A 17180-nucleotide genomic window follows, 5' to 3' on the forward strand; every position below is an offset into this window, starting at 1 on the left:
ACATCACCCCGGTTCATCACTCCGTCACACTTCATAAGGGCGTTTTAATGCGCATGGAAGATTTACCCAACGACCCGCACCGCCTATATGAGGATGTGATGGCGATGCTGCTGGGCACGTTTTTCGTGGCACTCGGCGTTACTTTTTATACCCAAGCGGTGCTGCTAACGGGCAGCACTGCGGGCTTGGCGCTGCTGCTTAATTACGTGACGCAGTGGGGGTTTGGGCTGTGGTTTTTTGCCATCAACCTGCCGTTTTACTACCTGGCGATCAAGCGTATGGGGTGGAGCTTTACGCTGCGCACGTTTATCGCCATTGGCCTGGTATCGCTATTTTCTGAATTAACCCAGGGCTGGGTGCAGTTTGAAAGCGTGCCTTCGCTCTACGCGGCACTCATGGGCGGGGCATTGATGGGCATTGGCATGCTGATGCTGTTTCGCCACCGTACAAGCCTTGGCGGCATCAACATTCTGGCGCTCTACCTGCAGGACCGCCACGGCCTGAGAGCGGGCTATGTGCAGCTAGGCATCGACGGGGTGATTTTGCTGGTGGCGCTTACCCAGCTACCGTTAGACCGCGTTGGCTACTCGGTGCTGGGGGCGCTGACACTGAACTTGATCATCGCCCTGAACCATAAGCCGGGGCGGTATATCGGCGTGAGTTGAATGGCCGCTTTAATTGGCAATCACCACTCTTCAAGCTGCCTATTGGGGCGCGTCGGGCAAGCGTTTTTCATCGTCTATCACGCAGACCTTAGTAGGCACTTGGTGCGACCATTTCCAGAAAACGATATTAACATCTCGGTTGGTTGCCCCCTTCGCTTGTGAGGGCACACGAATGCCAGTGAAGCCCATGTTGATCAACCGCTCAGCGATTTCCCAGGCAATAACGGGGTCGCGTCTTATCTTCTTATCTAACCAGGCTTCTTGTATCCAGGTCGCTGGGTGGGCGCGCACGCGCGCTTGAATAGCTGAGTCACACAGGTCGAGAATCGGGCCGCAATCTACCTCGTAGCTACAGAGCGTTAGCGGCTGCGTTTTGAAGGGGAAGCCTTGCTGTGCTTCAAGCCAAGCCGTTTCAAAACGTTCGCTGGTATAAAGCGCGGGCAGGCCAGCAGGGTTCCAGCGGCCTCCATTGCGAGCAGCGCCTTCTCCTGATGCTGGCGCATGCTGCCACCTTGGATTATGACCTCGGTAGACGATCCCTTGGTATTGAAAGCCGAATTCCCGCAGGCTCACGCATAACCCCCCTCGGCAATGTGCGAGAGATAAGTACGAACATCATTCGCCCGACCGTGGCTGACCAGTTCTTCTGCGGTGAGGTCGCCCAAGGGCGCAATGGGGTGGGTGCGGTACCAGGACCATGCAGCGCTTATCGACCCTGCCCAAGGCTCAATGCGTTTGAGGATTTCCATCGTTTGGCGTAAGCGTTGCTGAGTAGAAACGGCATGCAGGCGATCCTTGCGGATGATAGCGCTGTGGCTCAGCCCAATCGCATGTGCGAACTCACGCTTAGTGATATGCAGCTCATCAAGAAGCGCGTCGGCGATGATAAAGCCTTCACGATTGACGATGCTGCTTATTTCAAGACTCATCACTGTCACCCATAGAGACATATGTTTATGTCATTATGGGTGACGTCTTAAGATTTGTAAAAAAATCGTTTTGGATAAAAGAGGCGCTTACCGCTAGGTAGGCGCGTTGGCGCAAGCCGTTAACTTAGCCAGAACCACCAGACGACCAGGGCAATTAGTCCAAGGCCCGCTGCGTTAACCAGTAAGCTCATGAGACCTCCTGTTGAGTGGGCTTCCAGAACCGCAGGCGGTTAGCGTTACTCACCACGGTGATAGAGGAGAGCGACATGGCGACCCCCGCGATAATCGGTGAAAGCAGCATGCCGGTCACGGGGTAGAGCAAGCCTGCCGCAATTGGGATGCACAGCACGTTATAGCCAAAGGCGCCCACCAAGTTCTGCTTGATGTTGGCAAGCGTGGCGCGGCTGATTTCAATCGCTGAGGCCACGCCGTGAAGCGAACCACGCATTAACGTAATCCCCGCACTTTCCATGGCGATATCCGTCCCCTGGCCAATCGCAAAGCCGACGTTGGCGCGCGCCAGCGCCGGGGCATCGTTAATGCCGTCGCCCACCATGCCTACGATTTCCCCTGCCTTTTGTAAACGCTCAATTTCGGCGTGCTTGTCCTCGGGTGTCAGGCCCGCTTTGAACGTTGTAATACCCACTTCGCGGGCAATCGCCGCGGCGCTATGCTGATTATCACCGGTCAGCATGACCACGTTCAGACCATCCTGCTGCAGGCGCTTAACCGCCGCGACGGCATCGTGGCGTAATGGGTCGCTAATTCCAAATAGCGCCGCTAGCTGATTATCCACTGCCAGATACACCAGCGTACGCGCCTTGTTTTGCAGTGCGTGGACGTCTTGCTGAGCAGGCGAAAGATCGACGCCGCTGCCTTCAAGCAGGCGCGCATTGCCAAGCAGCAGCGCTTGGCCGTCGCGGGTTTCGGCTTTTACACCGCCGCCCGTGACGCTTTCAAACCCTTGAATATCGGCAGGCGCGGCGCCCAACGCATCCGCGTAAGCGATAAGGGCTGTTGCCAGTGGATGCTCAGAACCGCGCTCCAGGGCATGAACCAGGCCCAGCGCAGTGGTTTGATTCATGCTAAACAGCTGTGCATCGGTGACGCTGGGTTTGCCTTCGGTGAGCGTGCCGGTTTTATCGACCACCAGCGTGGTCAATTTGCTGGCGGTCTGTAGCGCTTCGCCACTTCTTACCAGTACGCCCTGTTCAGCGGCCTTGCCCACGCCAATCATGGTGGAAATGGGGGTAGCCAGACCCAGTGCGCAGGGGCAGGCAATAATCAGCACGGTCGTGGCCGCCACCAGCATATGAATTACGCGTGGTTCAGGGCCAACGTTAAACCATACAAGTGCCGCCAGTACGGCAATAATGATGACGGACGGCACGAAGATGCTCGATACTTTATCCGCCAGCTCACCAATCGGCGGGCGCGAATTCTGGGCGCTGGCGACCTGCTCGGTGATTTGCCCAAGGCGGGTATCGCGGCCCACACGGGTCGCGCGGTAAACCAGCCCGCCCTGGCCATTGACCGTGCCTGCACTGACGTCATCGCCGGTTTGCTTACTGACCGCCAGCGGCTCGCCGGTCAGCATGGACTCATCAATATGGCTCTGGCCTTCGGTGACTTCGCCATCGACGGGTAAGCGCTCGCCGGGGCGCACGCGGAGTTGATCGCCTTCACGTACCTCATCCACGTCTACCTCTTGCTCCTGGCCGTCGCGAATGACGCGTGCCGTGCGGCTTTGCAAATCAAGCAGGCGCTTTAACGCATTGCTGGTACGCCCACGAGCGCGAAGCTCCATGGCGTTCCCCAGTAGGATAAGTCCAACCACCATCGCTGAGGCTTCAAAATAAATGCCCTGGGCTATTTCAGGCAGCCAGGGCGCAAACAGCACCACCGCCATGGAGTAGAGCCAAGCGGTACCCGTGCCCATCGCCACCAGCGTATCCATATTGGCCTGATGGCGTTTGAGATTCTTCCACGCGCTAACAAAAAAGTGTCGGCCTGGAAATGCGAGCACACCCAAGGTCAAGAGGCCAATCACCAGCCAGTAAACGCGGCCCAGGCCCATGACATGCGGATGATAGATAAACATGCTCAGCATCAGCGGAATGGCCAATGCCAGCGCGATGGCGCTGCCCCGCAGCCGCTGGCGATAGGTAGTGGCGTCCTGTTCGGCGCGAACGCGTTCGGCTTCGCGCATATCCACAATCGGCTCCGCCGTGTAGCCGGCTGAGGCGACCGCGGTGATAAGGGCTTGCGCATCGGCACTGCCTACTACCTGGGCGGTGTGGGTTGCGAAGTTGACGCTCGCGGCTTCCACACCCTGAGTATTTTCCAAGGCATTCTGAACGCTTTTAACGCAGCTGGCGCAGGTCATGCCGCTAATCGCCAGGCGTAGATTGGGACCTGGCTTGGGGCGCTGTTCAGCCGTGACCGGTATATCAGCCGCCTCTTGAGATGCTTCAGGCGCTGCTGGCGATGCGGGGTCGTTGCTGGCCGGGTAGCCAGCTTTCTTAAGCGCCGCGTCCAGGCGGCTATCGTCCAGGCTTGTCGTAACTTCAAGGCGTTTTTCAGTCGGGGTGCCCACCACCTCAGCCGCTGGGTCTTCTGCCTGAATGGCCTCGCGCATCCGCTTAACGCAGCCCTGGCAGCTCATGCTGGTAACGGTGCGAAGCGCCACATGACGCGAATCGGGGGTAGCGCTCATAACGCCTCCTGGGTGGATGGCTCATCGGGGAAGCTTTCAATAAGGCGGCACAGGCTATGCCCATCCGGCGTGCCGTCCGGCATGTGCTGCCAGCACTCCAGCGCCTGCTCCATGCGCTGGGCCAGCGCTTCAAGCTCAGCAATACGCGTGCGGATCTGCGGCAGGCGGCTGGCGAGCAGATCGCGCACTAGCGGGCAGGGCGAGTCGCCGTGGTCGGCATGCAGGAGAATGTCGCGTATCTCCGCTACGCTAAATCCCAGTTTGCGTGCTCGCTGAATAAAGTGCAGTCGCTCAAGGTCGGTGCTTGAAAAGAGTTGATAGCCGTTTTCTGGATGGCGCTTTGGGGAAAGTAAACCTTCGCGGGTGTAATGACGCACTGTCTCTGCAGTAACACCGCCGTGTTTGGCAAGCTCGCTGACTTTCATGGCGCCCTCCTTCTGGCATTAATCCGGTGGCCGATTAAGCGATTTGAATGCCATAAGTGTAAAACCTGTGGGTTACACATAGGTCAAGCGAGGTGCTTAAATAATTCCCTAAAAAGACTTAAAACGACTAAAACAACGATTTAAAACGCTCGTGCGACTAATGTATAAGCAAAAAACAAAATAAAACGCTCGTTTGCCCCTTGAACCCAAAGACACTTTAGGCCAAAACTGAGAGGTAAGACCGAGGTATAAAAACTAGTCACCAAAAAATAAGCAGATAAATAAGCGCAGGCGGATGCATCCATTCGTAGGATCATTGGGACAAGAGGCTAACCATGAATAATAAATTTAAGAAGCTCACGCTAGCAGCAGCGGTGTCAGCCGCTGTCTTTACCGCCAGTACAGCCAACGCTGGCGGCTACCAGGTTAACGAGCAGAGTGTTAGTGGCCAGGGCTATGGTCATGCTGGGCGCAGTTCCAATGTGAACGACGCAACGATTGTGTACGGTAACCCGGCGGGTATGTCGTTTCTCGATCGTGCTCAGGTAACGGTAGGTGGCACCTATCTAAACGTTAATACCGATATTGATAATGTCCAGGCGAGCCGCACCCTGGATTCAGGCGTAGCTACTGGCGGTGCGCCGACGGGAACGCAGATACCTGTTGGCGGTATTCCCGGCAGCAGTGATGGCGATATGGTGCCAGGCACTCTGGTGCCGTTTGCCTTCTATGCCCAGCCGGTGACTGACCGATTAGCTTTCGGGTTTGGTGTATATGCCCCATTTGGCTCTAAAACCGAGTATGAAGGCAACTTTCAGGGCCGCTATTTTGGCGACTACACCGAAGTCACGGTCATGTCTGCTCAGCCGACCGTCTCTTACCGCTTAAACGATCAGTGGGCCGTGGGTGCTGGCGTTACTTATAACAAGGTCGACGGCGAGCTGCGCCGTCAACTGCCTTCCAGTGCCGGATTCAATGCCGCCGGTGATATCGATTCACGCGTAGAGGGCGAAGACGAAGCCTGGGGTTACAATCTAGGCGTGATTTACCAGCCCGTGCCGGAGACCACCTTCGGTTTAACCTACCGCTCGAAAGTCGATTACACCCTGGAAGGTTCCTTTGTTGCCCGTGACCCGGCGGGTAATGTGGTACGCGCTGATGACAGTGCGAGCCTAGATCTCACCACGCCTGAAACGGTCAACTTCTCGCTGACTCAGCAAATGACCGACCGTTTGAAGTTGATGTTTGGCGCCTCCTGGGTGCGCTGGAGCCACTTTGACCAGATTCTAGTGCAGGGCGGCGCAGGCGATACGATTACCCAAGAGCCTCAGAACTACTCCAATGCCTGGGCGTTTGCGACCGGCGGTGAGTATCAGCTGACGCCAACGCTCGCGCTGCGGGCCGGGGTGACGCTGGATTACACACCTACCAACGATGAGGACCGCAGCGTGCGCATCCCCTCGGATGATCGGCGGATATTCTCCCTGGGTGCTGGTTGGAGCCCAACGCCTGACATGACGCTTGATTTTGCCTACTCCTACTTGACCGAGCGTAGTACCTCGCTTGAGCAAGAGCGTAGCGATCTGCTGGCAAGCCCTGCAACCGGTGGTGTGCCGGTGGGCGGCGCAACTTACTCAGCGGACTATAAAAACGAAGCCCATGGCTTTGGTGCCCAGCTAACCTATCGTTTTTAAAACAGCGTTTCTAAAACAGCGTTTTTAAACCTGCGCTTTAAGCGTTAATAAGATGACCCCTTAAACCCGGCAAAAAGCCGGGTTTAATCATGGGCGGTATATGGCGATGGATGCGAGAAGCGCCAGGTTTCGTTACAATGCGTTCTCAGAATTTCGCCGCTGTGGTGCTGGCTTGGAACATCCAGCCAAGACGCCATCGCGGCGCATCTTTCTTTTGAACCGTGTCATATTGACCAAGGCCAGGGCGATCCATGTTGGAAACCAACCCGATACATAACCAGATCAAGGACCTGTCTGAGCGGACAGACGTTCTTAGGGGGTATCTTTGACTATGCCGAGCGTAAAGATCGGCTAGAAGAAGTCTCTCGCGAGCTTGAAGACCCGAATGTCTGGAACGACCCAGCCTATGCGCAAAAGCTGGGTAAAGAGCGCTCTTCACTCGAAGCGATCGTTGCCACTATCGACGAACTGGATCAGGGCCTTGGCGATAGCCGTGACCTTTTAGAACTCGCCGAAATGGAAGATGACGAAGGCACGGTTGAAGAAGTGCGCAAAGAGCTTGATGGCCTTCAGACAGCGCTTGAAAAGCTTGAGTTTCGGCGCATGTTTTCCGGCGAGATGGATGAAAACAACGCCTACCTGGACATTCAGTCGGGTTCCGGCGGTACGGAAGCTCAGGACTGGGCCAATATTTTGCTGCGTATGTACCTGCGCTGGGCAGAAAGCCACGGATTCAAGGCTGAAATAACCGAAATTTCCGCCGGTGAAGTGGCGGGTATCAAGTCGGCTTCTCTTCACGTTCAGGGCGACCACGCCTTTGGTTGGCTGCGCACTGAAACCGGCGTGCACCGACTGGTGCGCAAAAGCCCGTTCGACTCCGGCGGCCGCCGTCATACGTCTTTTGCGTCGGTTTTCCTGTCACCGGAAGTCGACGACAGCTTCGAGGTCGAGATCAATCCATCGGACCTGCGCGTTGATACCTACCGCTCCAGCGGCGCAGGCGGTCAGCACGTTAACACCACCGATTCGGCGGTGCGGATCACCCATGAGCCTACCGGGATTGTAGTGGCGTGCCAGAACCAGCGCAGCCAGCATGCTAACCGTGACTTTGCCATGAAGCAGTTAAAGGCGAAGCTCTGGGAGCATGAAATGCAAAAGCGTAATGCCGCCAAGCAAGAGGCAGAAGACTCCAAGGCCGATATCGGTTGGGGCAGCCAAATTCGCTCTTACGTGCTTGATGACCAGCGCATTAAAGATTTGCGCACCGGCGTACAGTCCAGCAACTGCGACAAGGTCCTCGACGGTGATTTAGATCAGTTTATCGTCGCCAGCCTCAAGCAAGGTTTGTAATCTTTTTAGCGTTCGAACATGAATAGGGTGCCCCATGGCTAACCAAGACGCGTCTTCTCCTGAAAACGAAAATCATCTTATTGCCGAGCGTCGCGCCAAGCTCACCGCGCGTCGTGAGCTGGCCGCAGAGCAAGGGAAGAGCGCTTTCCCAAATGACTTCCGCCGCGATAGCCTGACCGTCGAGCTGCAAGACCTGCTGGGCGATAAAGACAAAGCCGAACTGGAGACGCTGGACCACCAGGCGTCGGTGGCGGGGCGTGTTATGCGCCAGCGCGGCCCGTTTATTGTTATTCAGGACGTGGCGGGGCAGATCCAGCTTTACGTCGATAAAAAAGGCCTGCCGGCGGATGTGCTTGAAGACATCAAGGGCTGGGATATCGGTGATATCGTGGCGGCCCGCGGCCCGGTGCATAAATCCGGCAAGGGCGATCTGTACGTGATGATGGTCGATGCCCAGCTTCTGACCAAGAGCCTGCGTCCATTGCCGGATAAATTCCACGGCCTGACGGATCAAGAGGCGCGCTATCGTCAGCGCTATGTCGATCTGATCATGAACCCGCAGTCGCGCAAGGCATTTGAGACACGGGCGGCGGTGATCAGCTCCATGCGCCGTTTCTTTGAAACGCGTGGCTTTATGGAAGTGGAAACACCCATGCTCCAGGCGATTCCAGGTGGTGCGACGGCGCGCCCGTTTGTTACCCACCACAACGCGCTGGGCATGGACATGTACCTGCGTATTGCGCCGGAGCTTTATCTCAAGCGCCTGGTGGTGGGTGGTTTCGAGAAGGTGTTTGAAATCAACCGCAACTTCCGTAACGAAGGGCTTTCGACGCGGCATAACCCTGAATTCACCATGGTCGAATTCTACTGGGCGTATGCCGACTATAACGACCTGATGGACATGACCGAGGCGATGCTGCGTACCGCAGCCGAAGAAGTGCTGGGCACCACAACGCTTGAATACCAGGGCGCAAGCTACGACTTTGGCCAGCCGTTCAAGCGTTTGACGCTCAAGCAGTCGATTCTGGATCATGGCGACGGCATTAGCGATGCGGATCTGGATAGCCTGGAGGCGGCGCGTGCAACCGCCCAGAAACTGGGCATCAAGGTCAAGGACAGCTGGGGACTGGGTAAAGTCCAAACGGAAATTTTTGAAGAAGTAGCCGAGCACAAGCTCGACCAGCCAACCTTCATTACCGAATACCCGGCCGAAGTCAGTCCGTTGGCGCGACGTAACGATGCCAACCCGTTTGTCACCGACCGCTTCGAGTTCTTTGTGGGCGGGCGTGAAATTGCCAACGGTTTCTCGGAGCTGAATGACGCCGAGGACCAGGCCGAGCGCTTCCGTGAGCAGGCTGCCGAGAAAGAGGCGGGCGACCTAGAGGCGATGTACTACGATGCAGACTACGTGCGTGCCCTGGAATATGGCATGCCGCCCACTGCCGGTGAAGGTATTGGTATTGACCGTTTGGTGATGCTGTTTACCGACAGCCCCTCCATTCGTGATGTGCTGCTATTCCCGGCGATGCGTCCCGAAGTAGACTAAAAGTTGGTAAGGGCGCGTTTTAGCGCCCATAATGGTCAACGTTTCGACGGCGAGGAGAATCCCATGAAACTGCTTAACCGCTCCGCTCTGAGCGTCAGGCCGACCCAGCCCTTTGTGGACTGGATCAATGCGCTGGAACCCACCATGGGAGACGACGACCTGACACTGGACGACGTCGAACGTGAAAGTACCGTTTATCTTATCCCTGAGATGGACACCCCGGAAGCGCTTGAAACCTTTGTACGTGACCGCTTTGCCGAAATTCTCGAGACCGAGCTGCGCGCTTGGGAAGAGGACGAACGTCAGTGGCCGGAAACGCTTAACTGGGCCCTATTTCAGGAATTTCTGCGCATTGAGCACAGCTATCTCGCCATCGACCTGGATGATGAGACAGCGCTTGAAATTTCTGATGTTGATGATGCGTTGCTGCTCGACAACGACCAGGATTAACGCACGGCGTTAGCTAATGTCGTAACCGCATTCAGGCGGCTGCGTTCATACACGTTAAAACCGGCTTAGGCCGGTTTTAACGTGTTAGTCGTTTCGTTTTAGGAACATCCCACCCATGCGACTGTTTGAAACCCGTCCTGGAGACGACGGCCTGCCCGGGCCTGAACGTGCGTTAGCGGTGCTGGCACTGATTACCGGTACGCTGATGGCGGTGGTGGATACCACCATGATCAATCTTGCCCTGCCCACTATCGCCGCGGATCTAAACGCATCGGCGTCGCGTGCGGTATGGATCACCAATATGTTTCAGGTGGTGTGCGCGGCGTTTTTGCTGGTATTTGCCGGGATTAGCGAGCTGGTCACTCGCAGGCATATTTACCTGTTTGGATTGACCACCTTCATGCTGGGCGCGCTGGGTGCCGCGCTTTCCCGTAACCTGGAAGCGCTGCTGGTGTTTCGCGCTTTGCAGGGCCTGGGCGCTGCCGCCACGCTCTCGATTGGCCCTGCGCTTTATCGGGCTATCTTTCCCTCGCGTCTGCTGGGCAGCGCCTTGGGATTAAGCGCGCTGGTCGTGGCGGGCGGCTATGCCGCAGGGCCCACGCTTAGCGGGGTAATTCTATCGTTTGCCGATTGGCCGTGGCTGTTTGCGCTCAATCTACCCTTGGGGCTATGTTCGCTATGGTTGGCGAACCGGGCCCTGCCAAAGGATAAGCCTCGCCAGGGCAGCTTCGATTTTTTGGGTGCGCTGCTTTCCATGCTGATGCTGGCAAGCTTCTTTTTGGCCATGGATGCCGTGGGCCACGCGGCGCCTTTCTGGCAAGTGGGTGCCTGGGTGCTGTTGGCGGTATCAAGCTTTGCAGGTTTTATTGCCCGTCAGCGCCGCGCGCCATATCCGCTGCTGCCGCTTAGCGTGTTTGCTGAAAAGCGCTTCACCCTTGCAGTATCGGCGTCAGGGCTTGCGTTTATTGGTCAGGGGCTGACGTTTGTAGCGCTATCGTTTTTCTATCAGGAGCAAATGGGCTTTACGCCGCTGGAAACCGCCTGGCTGTTTACCCCATGGCCCCTCGCCATTATGGTGGTGGGCCCACTAGCGGGCCGGCTTGCCGATCGCATTAACCCAAGCGTGCTTTCAAGCGCCGGGCTTGGACTGTTGATTGCTGGATTAATCGCGCTGGCGCTGGTGGATGAAACCATGGGCGTGGCGGAAAGCCTTTGGCGCACGGCGCTGTGCGGAATCGGTTTTGGCCTGTTTCAGCCGCCCAATAATCGCGAAATGATGGGCAGTCTGCCCCCTGAGCGTAGCGCCAACGTATCGGGCGTTATGAGTACTATCCGCACGGTGGGTCAGTCGCTGGGGGTTGCCATGGTGGGCGCCGCTTTGGCGCTTGGCTTGGCCGTTCAGGTAACCCTGTGGCTGGGAGCCGCTACGTCTTTTCTGGCGCTGCTGGCAAGCCTTTCAAGAATTTCTGTCGCCCGGCGTGCACTTGTTGAGCGGCGGACGTCGTCTGGCAGCCAGTAAGCGCGTACAATAAAAACGTTAAATACCGAGGAGAGCATGCATGACGGTGCAAGCACAGATCGAGCAGAAGTTAGCGGCGTTAGCGCCTGAAGCAGTGCGTGTGGAAAACGAAAGCCACATGCATAACGTGCCCGCCAACTCCGAAACCCACTTTAAGGTGACGCTGGTAAGCGATATTTTCGACGGCTTAATGCCGGTGAAGCGCCACCAGAAAATCTACGCGCTGCTGGCCGACGAACTGTCCGGACCGGTCCACGCCCTGGCGCTACATCTATATACACCGGTTGAATGGCAGACGCGGGGCGGTGAGCGTCCTGATTCACCTAACTGTCGTGGCGGCGGCCAGTGACACCAGAAGTTGCCCGCCGTTACTACCTCGACGCCATGGGCATTACCGCCTGGGCGTCGCGCTATCAGCTGCCGAATGCACTGCCGACCGAAGCCTGCGAGTGGGACGATACGCCACCGGAAAAAACACCTCCGCGTGATCGCCTGCAAGCGGTGCTTGATGACGCACCGCCGCCGCGCAAAGAAGCCAAACCGGCTGAGCTAAGCACACCATCGCCTGAGGCTTCGCCTTTGTCAGTGCGGGCCCTGCTTGGGCAGGCCCCGCCGGTCGCTGAGCCGCCCGTTAAAAAAGAAGCAGTATCACCTGCGCCCAAACCGACACCCGCAACCTCTGCCAAGCCCCTGCGCTTTGCGCTTTCCTGCATGTGTATTGGCCAGCGCTGGCTGAGTTTGCACCCTGGCAATATCACGCCTAAAGAGCAGCAGCTGCTAAGCAATATCTTGCAGGCTGCCAGCATTCAGCAGGGCGAACTGCCCAGCATCATGCTGTTTGAATGGCCGCCCATGGCCAACGCTTTTGAAGTCGCAGAGCCGCTTGAAGAAGCCCGCGAGGGGCTTTCAGCGTTTATCGAGGGTAGCGCAAGCCGGAAGGGCTGGAAGCTTGAGCGTGTGCTGTGGTGGGGCGAACATGAGACGCAACAGACCGACGAGATTTGGCAGGTGCTTAACGTTCAGCAAACACACAGCCAAACGCTGGCACTGCCGATATGGCAAGGGCCGTCGCTTGCCGGGTTGATTCAGAATCCGCAGGCCAAGCGGGAACTGTGGCCTGCTTTAAACGTGCTTGGCCAAGAGTGGCAGACGCTTGAGAAAGGCCCAAGCAGTCGTGACTGAGCGCACGATAAACGAGCTTCAGGAGAGCGAGCTTGCCCAGTTGATGGCACTTGAAGCGCAGGCCCAAAGCGGGGCCAGTGATGCTCAGCTTCATGAGGCCTTAACCGATGCGACAAGCTGCGTATTAGGGTGTATTCAAGCCGGGGAGTTGGTGGGCTATGCCATCGTCGCGCGCTTACCTTTTGATGCTGAGCTGCAGGCGATTGGCGTACTGCCCGAGCATCGCCACCTTGGGGTGGGCGGTGGGCTGATGAATGCAGCGCTGCAGAAAGTGGCCGAGTGGCAAAGTGAGCGTGTGCTGCTTGAGGTGCGTGCGGGCAATGTGGCCGCTATTAGCCTGTATAAGCGCTGGGGCTTTGGCGTGGATGGGCTGCGTAAAGGCTACTACCCGGCAGTGCAGGGAACCGCCGGGCGGGAAGACGCGGTACTGCTGTCACGTACGCTTAGCTAGTGGTGCTCGGCGTATCGCTGGTTTCAAACTTGCTCAGTAGACTGTTCAGGCGGCGTTCCCACTCTTCACGCTCTTGCTTAAGCTTGGCATTTTCATCGCGCAGCTCTTCGTTTTCCAGCTTCATCATTTCCAGTGCGTCCACCGTATCGGTGACTTTTTGCTCAAGCTGATTGAACAGTTCCAGGCTCATGTAAATCTCCAGATTATAAACACAGGTTATAAAAACAAACGACAGGCTTGCCAACAGGGGTGAATGTGGCGAGCGTAACGCTCGTGGCCATTATCGGCAAGCGCTGTTTAGGGAGTTTGTCGCAGGTAGAGCCGAGCGGTGCTTTCCCCCGCTTGAGTTTCGCGGTGTAACTGCCAATTCGCCGGGATAACCGGCGTGAGGGCGCGTTCGGTTTCCAGATATATCATGGCGTCTTGAGTAAGCCAGCCGCGGCTTTCTAGAGCGCTGCAGCAGTTGGCGGCAAGCCCCTGATTGAAGGGCGGGTCAAGAAAAACCAGATCAAAAGGTTGTGAAGGCTGGTTAAGGAAAGCCTCAGCGTCACGGGTAGTCACATGGCCACGCGTGGCGCCAAGAGTCGCCAGATTTTGGGTAATATAAGCCGCCACGCTGCTGTCACGTTCGATAAAGTCAACATGGGCCGCGCCGCGCGAGAGCGCTTCAATACCCAATGCGCCGGTGCCCGCAAACAGGTCCAGCACGCGCTGGCCGTATAGCTGCTGGCCTAGCCAGTTAAACAGCGTTTCGCGCACCCTGTCCGGGGTAGGACGCAGGCCGGGGCGATCAAGCACGGGTAGCTGGCGACGGCGAAAATCACCACCGATAATACGTAGCTTACCGGGCTGTTTGGTGGGCGCACCACGGGAAGCGGTTGAGCGAGTACCTGAATGAGTACTTGAACGAGTGTTTGGGCGAGAGGAGCGTTGTCGTGTCATATAGTGGATTGTAGCGGGCTGCTTATCCAAAGTCTTGGTTGGCGGTGGTAGGATGGTCACAATGTTCACCTTTTAAGTCGGATGACACCCATGTTTGGTTTTTTCAAGCGTAAGAAAAAGCACGACTCCCAACAGGAGCAGCAAAAGCAACTCCCTCAGGAACTCAACGATGATGAGCTGCTTGATGAATCGCCGCAGAAGCCGCTAGCCGACGCTGAAAACACCGTGCCGGAAGCCAAGCAAGAGTTTGAGCCAGCGCCTGCTCCGCCTGAGATTAAACCGAAGCCGTCTGAGCCCGAGATCAAGCCGGAGCCGTCTGAGCCTGAGATTAAACCGGAGCCGTCTGAACCCGAGATCAAGCCGGAGCCGTCTGAGCCCGAGATCAAGCCAGAGCCGTCTGAGCCCGAGATTAAGCCAGAGCCGTCTGAGCCTGAGATTAAACCGGAGCCGCCTGAGCCTGAGATCAAACCGGAGCCTGCGCCAGAAATTAGCCCAGAACCTGCTCCTGAACCTGAAATCGATCCAGTGCAGCCGGAACCTGAGATCCAGCCTGTGCAGAAGCCCGAGCTTCAAGAGAAGCCGGTGGCTGCCAAGAGCGAAAAACAGGGCTGGTTTGCGCGGATTAAATCAGGCCTGGGTAAAACCCGCGCCAATTTAGCCGACGGTATTTCCGATCTGTTTTTGGGTAAAAAACAGATTGATGACGAGCTGCTAGAGGATTTGGAAACTCAGCTATTAATGGCCGATGTGGGCATTGAGGCAACCAGCGAGATTATTGAGCGTCTAGAGAAGCGTGTGTCGCGCAAGGAGCTTAATAACCCTGAAGCGCTTTACCGTGGCTTGCAGGAGGAGTTAGCTGCCATGCTTGGGCCAGTGGCAACGCCGCTTGTTCTGGATAAGTCACAGGATGGCCCCTTCGTTATTCTGGTCGTTGGGGTGAACGGCGTGGGTAAAACGACCACGATTGGCAAATTGACTCAGCGCTTTCAGCGTGAAGGCAAAAGCGTGATGCTCGCGGCGGGCGATACCTTCCGTGCGGCGGCGGTTGAACAGCTTAAAGTATGGGGTGAGCGCAATAGCGTGCCGGTGATTGCTCAGCATACCGGCGCCGACAGCGCCTCGGTCATATACGATGCGGTAGCCGCCGCCAAAGCGCGCGGCGTAGATGTGCTAATCGCCGATACGGCAGGGCGCCTGCATAACAAGAGTCACTTGATGGAAGAGCTAAAAAAGGTCCATCGCGTCATGCAAAAGCTTGATGGCACCGCTCCCCACGAAGTGATGCTGGTACTGGACGCTGGCACCGGGCAAAACGCTATCGCCCAGGCGAGTACGTTCAATGAGGCCATTCCCGTGACCGGCATCACGCTGACTAAGCTGGACGGCACCGCGAAGGGCGGGATTATCTTTGCGCTGGCGAAGCAGCTCAAAACCCCTATTCGCTTTATCGGTGTGGGTGAAGGGCTGGATGATCTGCGCCCCTTTGAAGCCAATGACTTTGTTAACGCGCTGTTTGATCGCCAAGGGGATGATGCCAGCGCATGATCGCTTTTGAGCACGTCGGTAAGCGCTACGGAGGACGCTTTGAAGCCCTGGCGCACCTGGATTTTCGTGTGGAGCGCGGTGAAATGGTGTTTTTAACCGGCCATTCCGGCGCGGGTAAAAGCTCCTTGTTACGCCTGATTATGCGCCTTGAAAAGCCCAGCCGTGGTCGAGTTGTCGTGGCAGGGCATGATATCGCGCAGCTTCACTCAAGCCAGGTGCCTTTCTATCGGCGCCAGATAGGCGTGGTCTTCCAGGACCATCAGCTGCTGTTTGATAGAAGCGTGTTTCACAACGTTTCACTGCCGCTGGAAATTCAGGGTATTGAACCACGGGAAACGGCGCGCCGTGTCCGCGCTGCGCTTGATAAGGTTGGCCTGCTCCATCGTGAAAAAGCGTTACCTGTCGAGCTTTCCGGCGGTGAACAGCAACGGGTGGGCATCGCCCGGGCGGTCGTTAATAAGCCTGCCCTGCTGCTTGCCGACGAGCCGACGGGCAACCTGGACCCGCAGCTTTCCGCAGACATCATGGCGCTGTTCGAGGACTTCAACCGCATCGGGACGACGGTCATGATTGCAAGTCACGATCTTGCCTTGATTGCGCGCTTGCGGCACCGTATTTTACGCCTGCGCGATGGGCGCCTGGTCGGCGATGAGGGAGCCGTATGAAGCGTGCCACGACACCTAGGCGCCCAACCGGCGCAGCACCCCGGGCAAAGCGTAGCGCGGCCGTGCCACGCCAGGAGGCGCCCAAACGGCGTGGGGCAAACTCCCAGCAAACCCGGTTTTCAAGCCGCATGCGCGCCTGGGGGCGCCACCACCGGGCGATGAGCTGGGACAGTTTTTATCGGCTGGTGCGCCATCCGGTCGGCAACCTGCTTACCATGCTCGCGATTGCGATTGCGTTGGTGCTTCCCGCCGCGCTATGGCTAACCCTGGACAGCGCTCGATTATTGGATGCAGAGCTTGATGAAAGCGCCACTCTCACCGTCTATCTGGCGACGTCCGTCGATGCGGCTCAGGCGGTAAGAATTGAAGAGGCGGTAAGTGCTGAGCAGGCGGTCCTCGATACGCGTATGATCAGTGCCGAGCAGGGCATGGCCGAGTTCCAGCAGTCTTTGGGGTTGGATGATGTGCTGGCAGGTCTTGATGACAATCCGCTCCCAGCGAGTATTGTGGTTAGGCCCCAGGATGTCGAACCAGCGGCCATGCAACAGCTGGCCATGACACTGGAAGCCCTGACCGGAGTCGATGAAGTCAGGGTTGATTTAGCTTGGGTTGAGCGGTTACGCCATTTGGCAGCGCTTGGGCGGCGGGTGGCGTTAGCGCTAGGCATGCTGTTTGGGCTGGGCGTGCTGCTAGTGGTAGGCAATACGATTCGTCTGGCGGTTGAAAGCCGGCGACGGGAAATCGAAGTGGTAATGCTGATTGGTGCGACCCATGCCTTTGTACGTCGACCATTTTTATACAGTGGCGCCTGGTATGGCTTGGGAGGCGGGATTTTATCGTTAGGTTTACTGGGGTTGGGCAACCACTGGCTATCGCTTCCTGTGGCGGCGCTTGCCGCAAGTTACGGCGCAAGCTTTTCATTACCACAGTTGGATATCACAGGCTCTATAATTTTGCTATCCTGCAGTACGCTACTAGGCTGGCTGGGCGCTTGGCTTGCAGTAACTCGTCATCTTTCCAGCATTCGCCCACGCTAAGGTGATTAGCCGGTGTCCGCTAACCGTAACAATGGTTAATTACCCTGGATACAGTTAGCCCAAG

18 protein-coding genes are annotated in these 17180 nt (G+C 57.0%); 12 read left to right on the forward strand and 6 right to left on the reverse strand.

All coding sequences use genetic code 11. The annotated features are described in order from the left end of the window. The first annotated feature begins 47 nt into the window (after positions 1-47). Complete coding sequence (locus tag INT33_RS02490; protein ID WP_192538722.1) at positions 48-665, forward strand: YitT family protein; 618 nt, start codon at positions 48-50, stop codon at positions 663-665. A 39-nt stretch (positions 666-704) separates the two neighbouring features. On the opposite strand, the gene INT33_RS02495 is transcribed toward INT33_RS02490, so the two are convergent. The 4 genes from INT33_RS02495 to INT33_RS02510 form a co-directional block, all read right to left on the reverse strand. Continuing rightward, entirely contained in the window at positions 705-1238 is a 534-nt protein-coding gene (locus tag INT33_RS02495; protein WP_318782769.1) for an RES family NAD+ phosphorylase, read from the reverse strand. Further along, a complete protein-coding gene (locus tag INT33_RS02500; RefSeq protein WP_193090996.1) occupies positions 1235-1594 on the reverse strand; it encodes an XRE family transcriptional regulator in 360 nt (119 codons plus the stop codon). The genes INT33_RS02495 and INT33_RS02500 overlap by 4 nt, the downstream gene beginning before the upstream one ends. 187 nt (positions 1595-1781) lie before the next feature. Further along, on the reverse strand, positions 1782-4310 hold the full coding sequence (locus INT33_RS02505; protein ID WP_193090997.1) for a heavy metal translocating P-type ATPase: 2529 nt from the start codon (positions 4308-4310) through the stop codon (positions 1782-1784). Then, positions 4307-4735 carry a MerR family transcriptional regulator gene (locus tag INT33_RS02510; protein WP_193090998.1) on the reverse strand — a complete coding sequence of 143 codons (429 nt, stop codon included), beginning with the start codon at positions 4733-4735 and terminating at the stop codon, positions 4307-4309. Before INT33_RS02510 ends, INT33_RS02505 begins: the two co-directional genes overlap by 4 nt. Before the next feature lie 335 nt (positions 4736-5070). Here INT33_RS02510 and INT33_RS02515 point away from each other — a divergent pair, with 335 nt between their 5' ends. From INT33_RS02515 to INT33_RS02550, 8 genes are all read left to right on the forward strand, one after another. Beyond that, entirely contained in the window at positions 5071-6429 is a 1359-nt protein-coding gene (locus INT33_RS02515) for an OmpP1/FadL family transporter (protein ID WP_193090999.1), read from the forward strand. A 251-nt stretch (positions 6430-6680) separates the two neighbouring features. Continuing rightward, positions 6681-7779, forward strand: a protein-coding gene (prfB, locus tag INT33_RS02520; RefSeq protein WP_193091000.1) for a peptide chain release factor 2 whose coding sequence is annotated in 2 segments (ribosomal slippage) — positions 6681-6755 and positions 6757-7779 — 1098 coding nt in all. Because the reading frame shifts where the segments join, the coding sequence is not laid out codon by codon here. A gap of 34 nt (positions 7780-7813) precedes the next feature. After that, complete coding sequence (gene lysS, locus INT33_RS02525; RefSeq protein WP_193091001.1) at positions 7814-9325, forward strand: lysine--tRNA ligase; 1512 nt, start codon at positions 7814-7816, stop codon at positions 9323-9325. 63 nt (positions 9326-9388) lie between these two features. After that, on the forward strand, positions 9389-9775 hold the full coding sequence (locus INT33_RS02530) for a hypothetical protein (RefSeq protein ID WP_018918305.1): 387 nt from the start codon (positions 9389-9391) through the stop codon (positions 9773-9775). 115 nt (positions 9776-9890) lie between these two features. Continuing rightward, complete coding sequence (locus INT33_RS02535) at positions 9891-11294, forward strand: MFS transporter (protein ID WP_193091002.1); 1404 nt, start codon at positions 9891-9893, stop codon at positions 11292-11294. Positions 11295-11334: 40 nt separating this feature from the next. Continuing rightward, the gene (locus INT33_RS02540) at positions 11335-11643 is read left to right on the forward strand and encodes a BolA family protein (protein ID WP_192538714.1); all 309 of its coding nucleotides are present in this window, start codon (positions 11335-11337) and stop codon (positions 11641-11643) included. Further along, complete coding sequence (locus tag INT33_RS02545) at positions 11640-12476, forward strand: hypothetical protein (protein WP_193091003.1); 837 nt, start codon at positions 11640-11642, stop codon at positions 12474-12476. Before INT33_RS02540 ends, INT33_RS02545 begins: the two co-directional genes overlap by 4 nt. Further along, on the forward strand, positions 12469-12927 hold the full coding sequence (locus INT33_RS02550; protein ID WP_319643906.1) for a GNAT family N-acetyltransferase: 459 nt from the start codon (positions 12469-12471) through the stop codon (positions 12925-12927). Before INT33_RS02545 ends, INT33_RS02550 begins: the two co-directional genes overlap by 8 nt. Here the strand turns inward: INT33_RS02550 and INT33_RS02555 are convergent. Beyond that, a complete protein-coding gene (locus INT33_RS02555; protein ID WP_018918300.1) occupies positions 12920-13117 on the reverse strand; it encodes a cell division protein ZapB in 198 nt (65 codons plus the stop codon). The two genes, INT33_RS02550 and INT33_RS02555, sit on opposite strands and share 8 nt — an antisense overlap. Positions 13118-13224: 107 nt before the next feature. Beyond that, entirely contained in the window at positions 13225-13869 is a 645-nt protein-coding gene (rsmD, locus tag INT33_RS02560) for a 16S rRNA (guanine(966)-N(2))-methyltransferase RsmD (protein ID WP_193091082.1), read from the reverse strand. Positions 13870-13959: 90 nt separating this feature from the next. Between rsmD and ftsY the strand changes: the two genes are divergently transcribed. Genes ftsY through ftsX form a run of 3 tightly spaced genes read left to right on the forward strand, consistent with a single transcriptional unit; the run spans position 13960 to position 17116 of the window. Further along, positions 13960-15414 (forward strand): signal recognition particle-docking protein FtsY, encoded by a 1455-nt coding sequence (gene ftsY / locus INT33_RS02565; RefSeq protein WP_193091004.1) that lies wholly within the window; start codon positions 13960-13962, stop codon positions 15412-15414. Continuing rightward, complete coding sequence (gene ftsE / locus INT33_RS02570) at positions 15411-16079, forward strand: cell division ATP-binding protein FtsE (RefSeq protein ID WP_018918297.1); 669 nt, start codon at positions 15411-15413, stop codon at positions 16077-16079. The genes ftsY and ftsE overlap by 4 nt, the downstream gene beginning before the upstream one ends. Beyond that, positions 16076-17116 carry a permease-like cell division protein FtsX gene (gene ftsX, locus INT33_RS02575; protein ID WP_192538110.1) on the forward strand — a complete coding sequence of 347 codons (1041 nt, stop codon included), beginning with the start codon at positions 16076-16078 and terminating at the stop codon, positions 17114-17116. The genes ftsE and ftsX overlap by 4 nt, the downstream gene beginning before the upstream one ends. The last annotated feature ends 64 nt before the right edge of the window (positions 17117-17180 follow it).

The organism is Halomonas colorata (assembly GCF_014897985.1).
Classification (GTDB): Bacteria; Pseudomonadota; Gammaproteobacteria; order Pseudomonadales; family Halomonadaceae; genus Vreelandella; species Vreelandella colorata.

Excerpts from the sequence above, each read along its gene's own strand:
- INT33_RS02490 (WP_192538722.1), top strand. The coding sequence starts at position 48 with ATGCGCATGGAAGATTTACCCAACGACCCGCACCGCCTATATGAGGAT.
- INT33_RS02500 (WP_193090996.1), bottom strand. The coding sequence starts at position 1,594 with ATGAGTCTTGAAATAAGCAGCATCGTCAATCGTGAAGGCTTTATCATC.
- INT33_RS02505 (WP_193090997.1), bottom strand. The coding sequence starts at position 4,310 with ATGAGCGCTACCCCCGATTCGCGTCATGTGGCGCTTCGCACCGTTACC.
- INT33_RS02510 (WP_193090998.1), bottom strand. The coding sequence starts at position 4,735 with ATGAAAGTCAGCGAGCTTGCCAAACACGGCGGTGTTACTGCAGAGACA.
- INT33_RS02515 (WP_193090999.1), top strand. The coding sequence starts at position 5,071 with ATGAATAATAAATTTAAGAAGCTCACGCTAGCAGCAGCGGTGTCAGCC.
- lysS (WP_193091001.1), top strand. The coding sequence starts at position 7,814 with ATGGCTAACCAAGACGCGTCTTCTCCTGAAAACGAAAATCATCTTATT.
- INT33_RS02530 (WP_018918305.1), top strand. The coding sequence starts at position 9,389 with ATGAAACTGCTTAACCGCTCCGCTCTGAGCGTCAGGCCGACCCAGCCC.
- INT33_RS02535 (WP_193091002.1), top strand. The coding sequence starts at position 9,891 with ATGCGACTGTTTGAAACCCGTCCTGGAGACGACGGCCTGCCCGGGCCT.
- INT33_RS02540 (WP_192538714.1), top strand. The coding sequence starts at position 11,335 with ATGACGGTGCAAGCACAGATCGAGCAGAAGTTAGCGGCGTTAGCGCCT.
- INT33_RS02555 (WP_018918300.1), bottom strand. The coding sequence starts at position 13,117 with ATGAGCCTGGAACTGTTCAATCAGCTTGAGCAAAAAGTCACCGATACG.
- rsmD (WP_193091082.1), bottom strand. The coding sequence starts at position 13,869 with ATGACACGACAACGCTCCTCTCGCCCAAACACTCGTTCAAGTACTCAT.
- ftsY (WP_193091004.1), top strand. The coding sequence starts at position 13,960 with ATGTTTGGTTTTTTCAAGCGTAAGAAAAAGCACGACTCCCAACAGGAG.
- ftsE (WP_018918297.1), top strand. The coding sequence starts at position 15,411 with ATGATCGCTTTTGAGCACGTCGGTAAGCGCTACGGAGGACGCTTTGAA.
- ftsX (WP_192538110.1), top strand. The coding sequence starts at position 16,076 with ATGAAGCGTGCCACGACACCTAGGCGCCCAACCGGCGCAGCACCCCGG.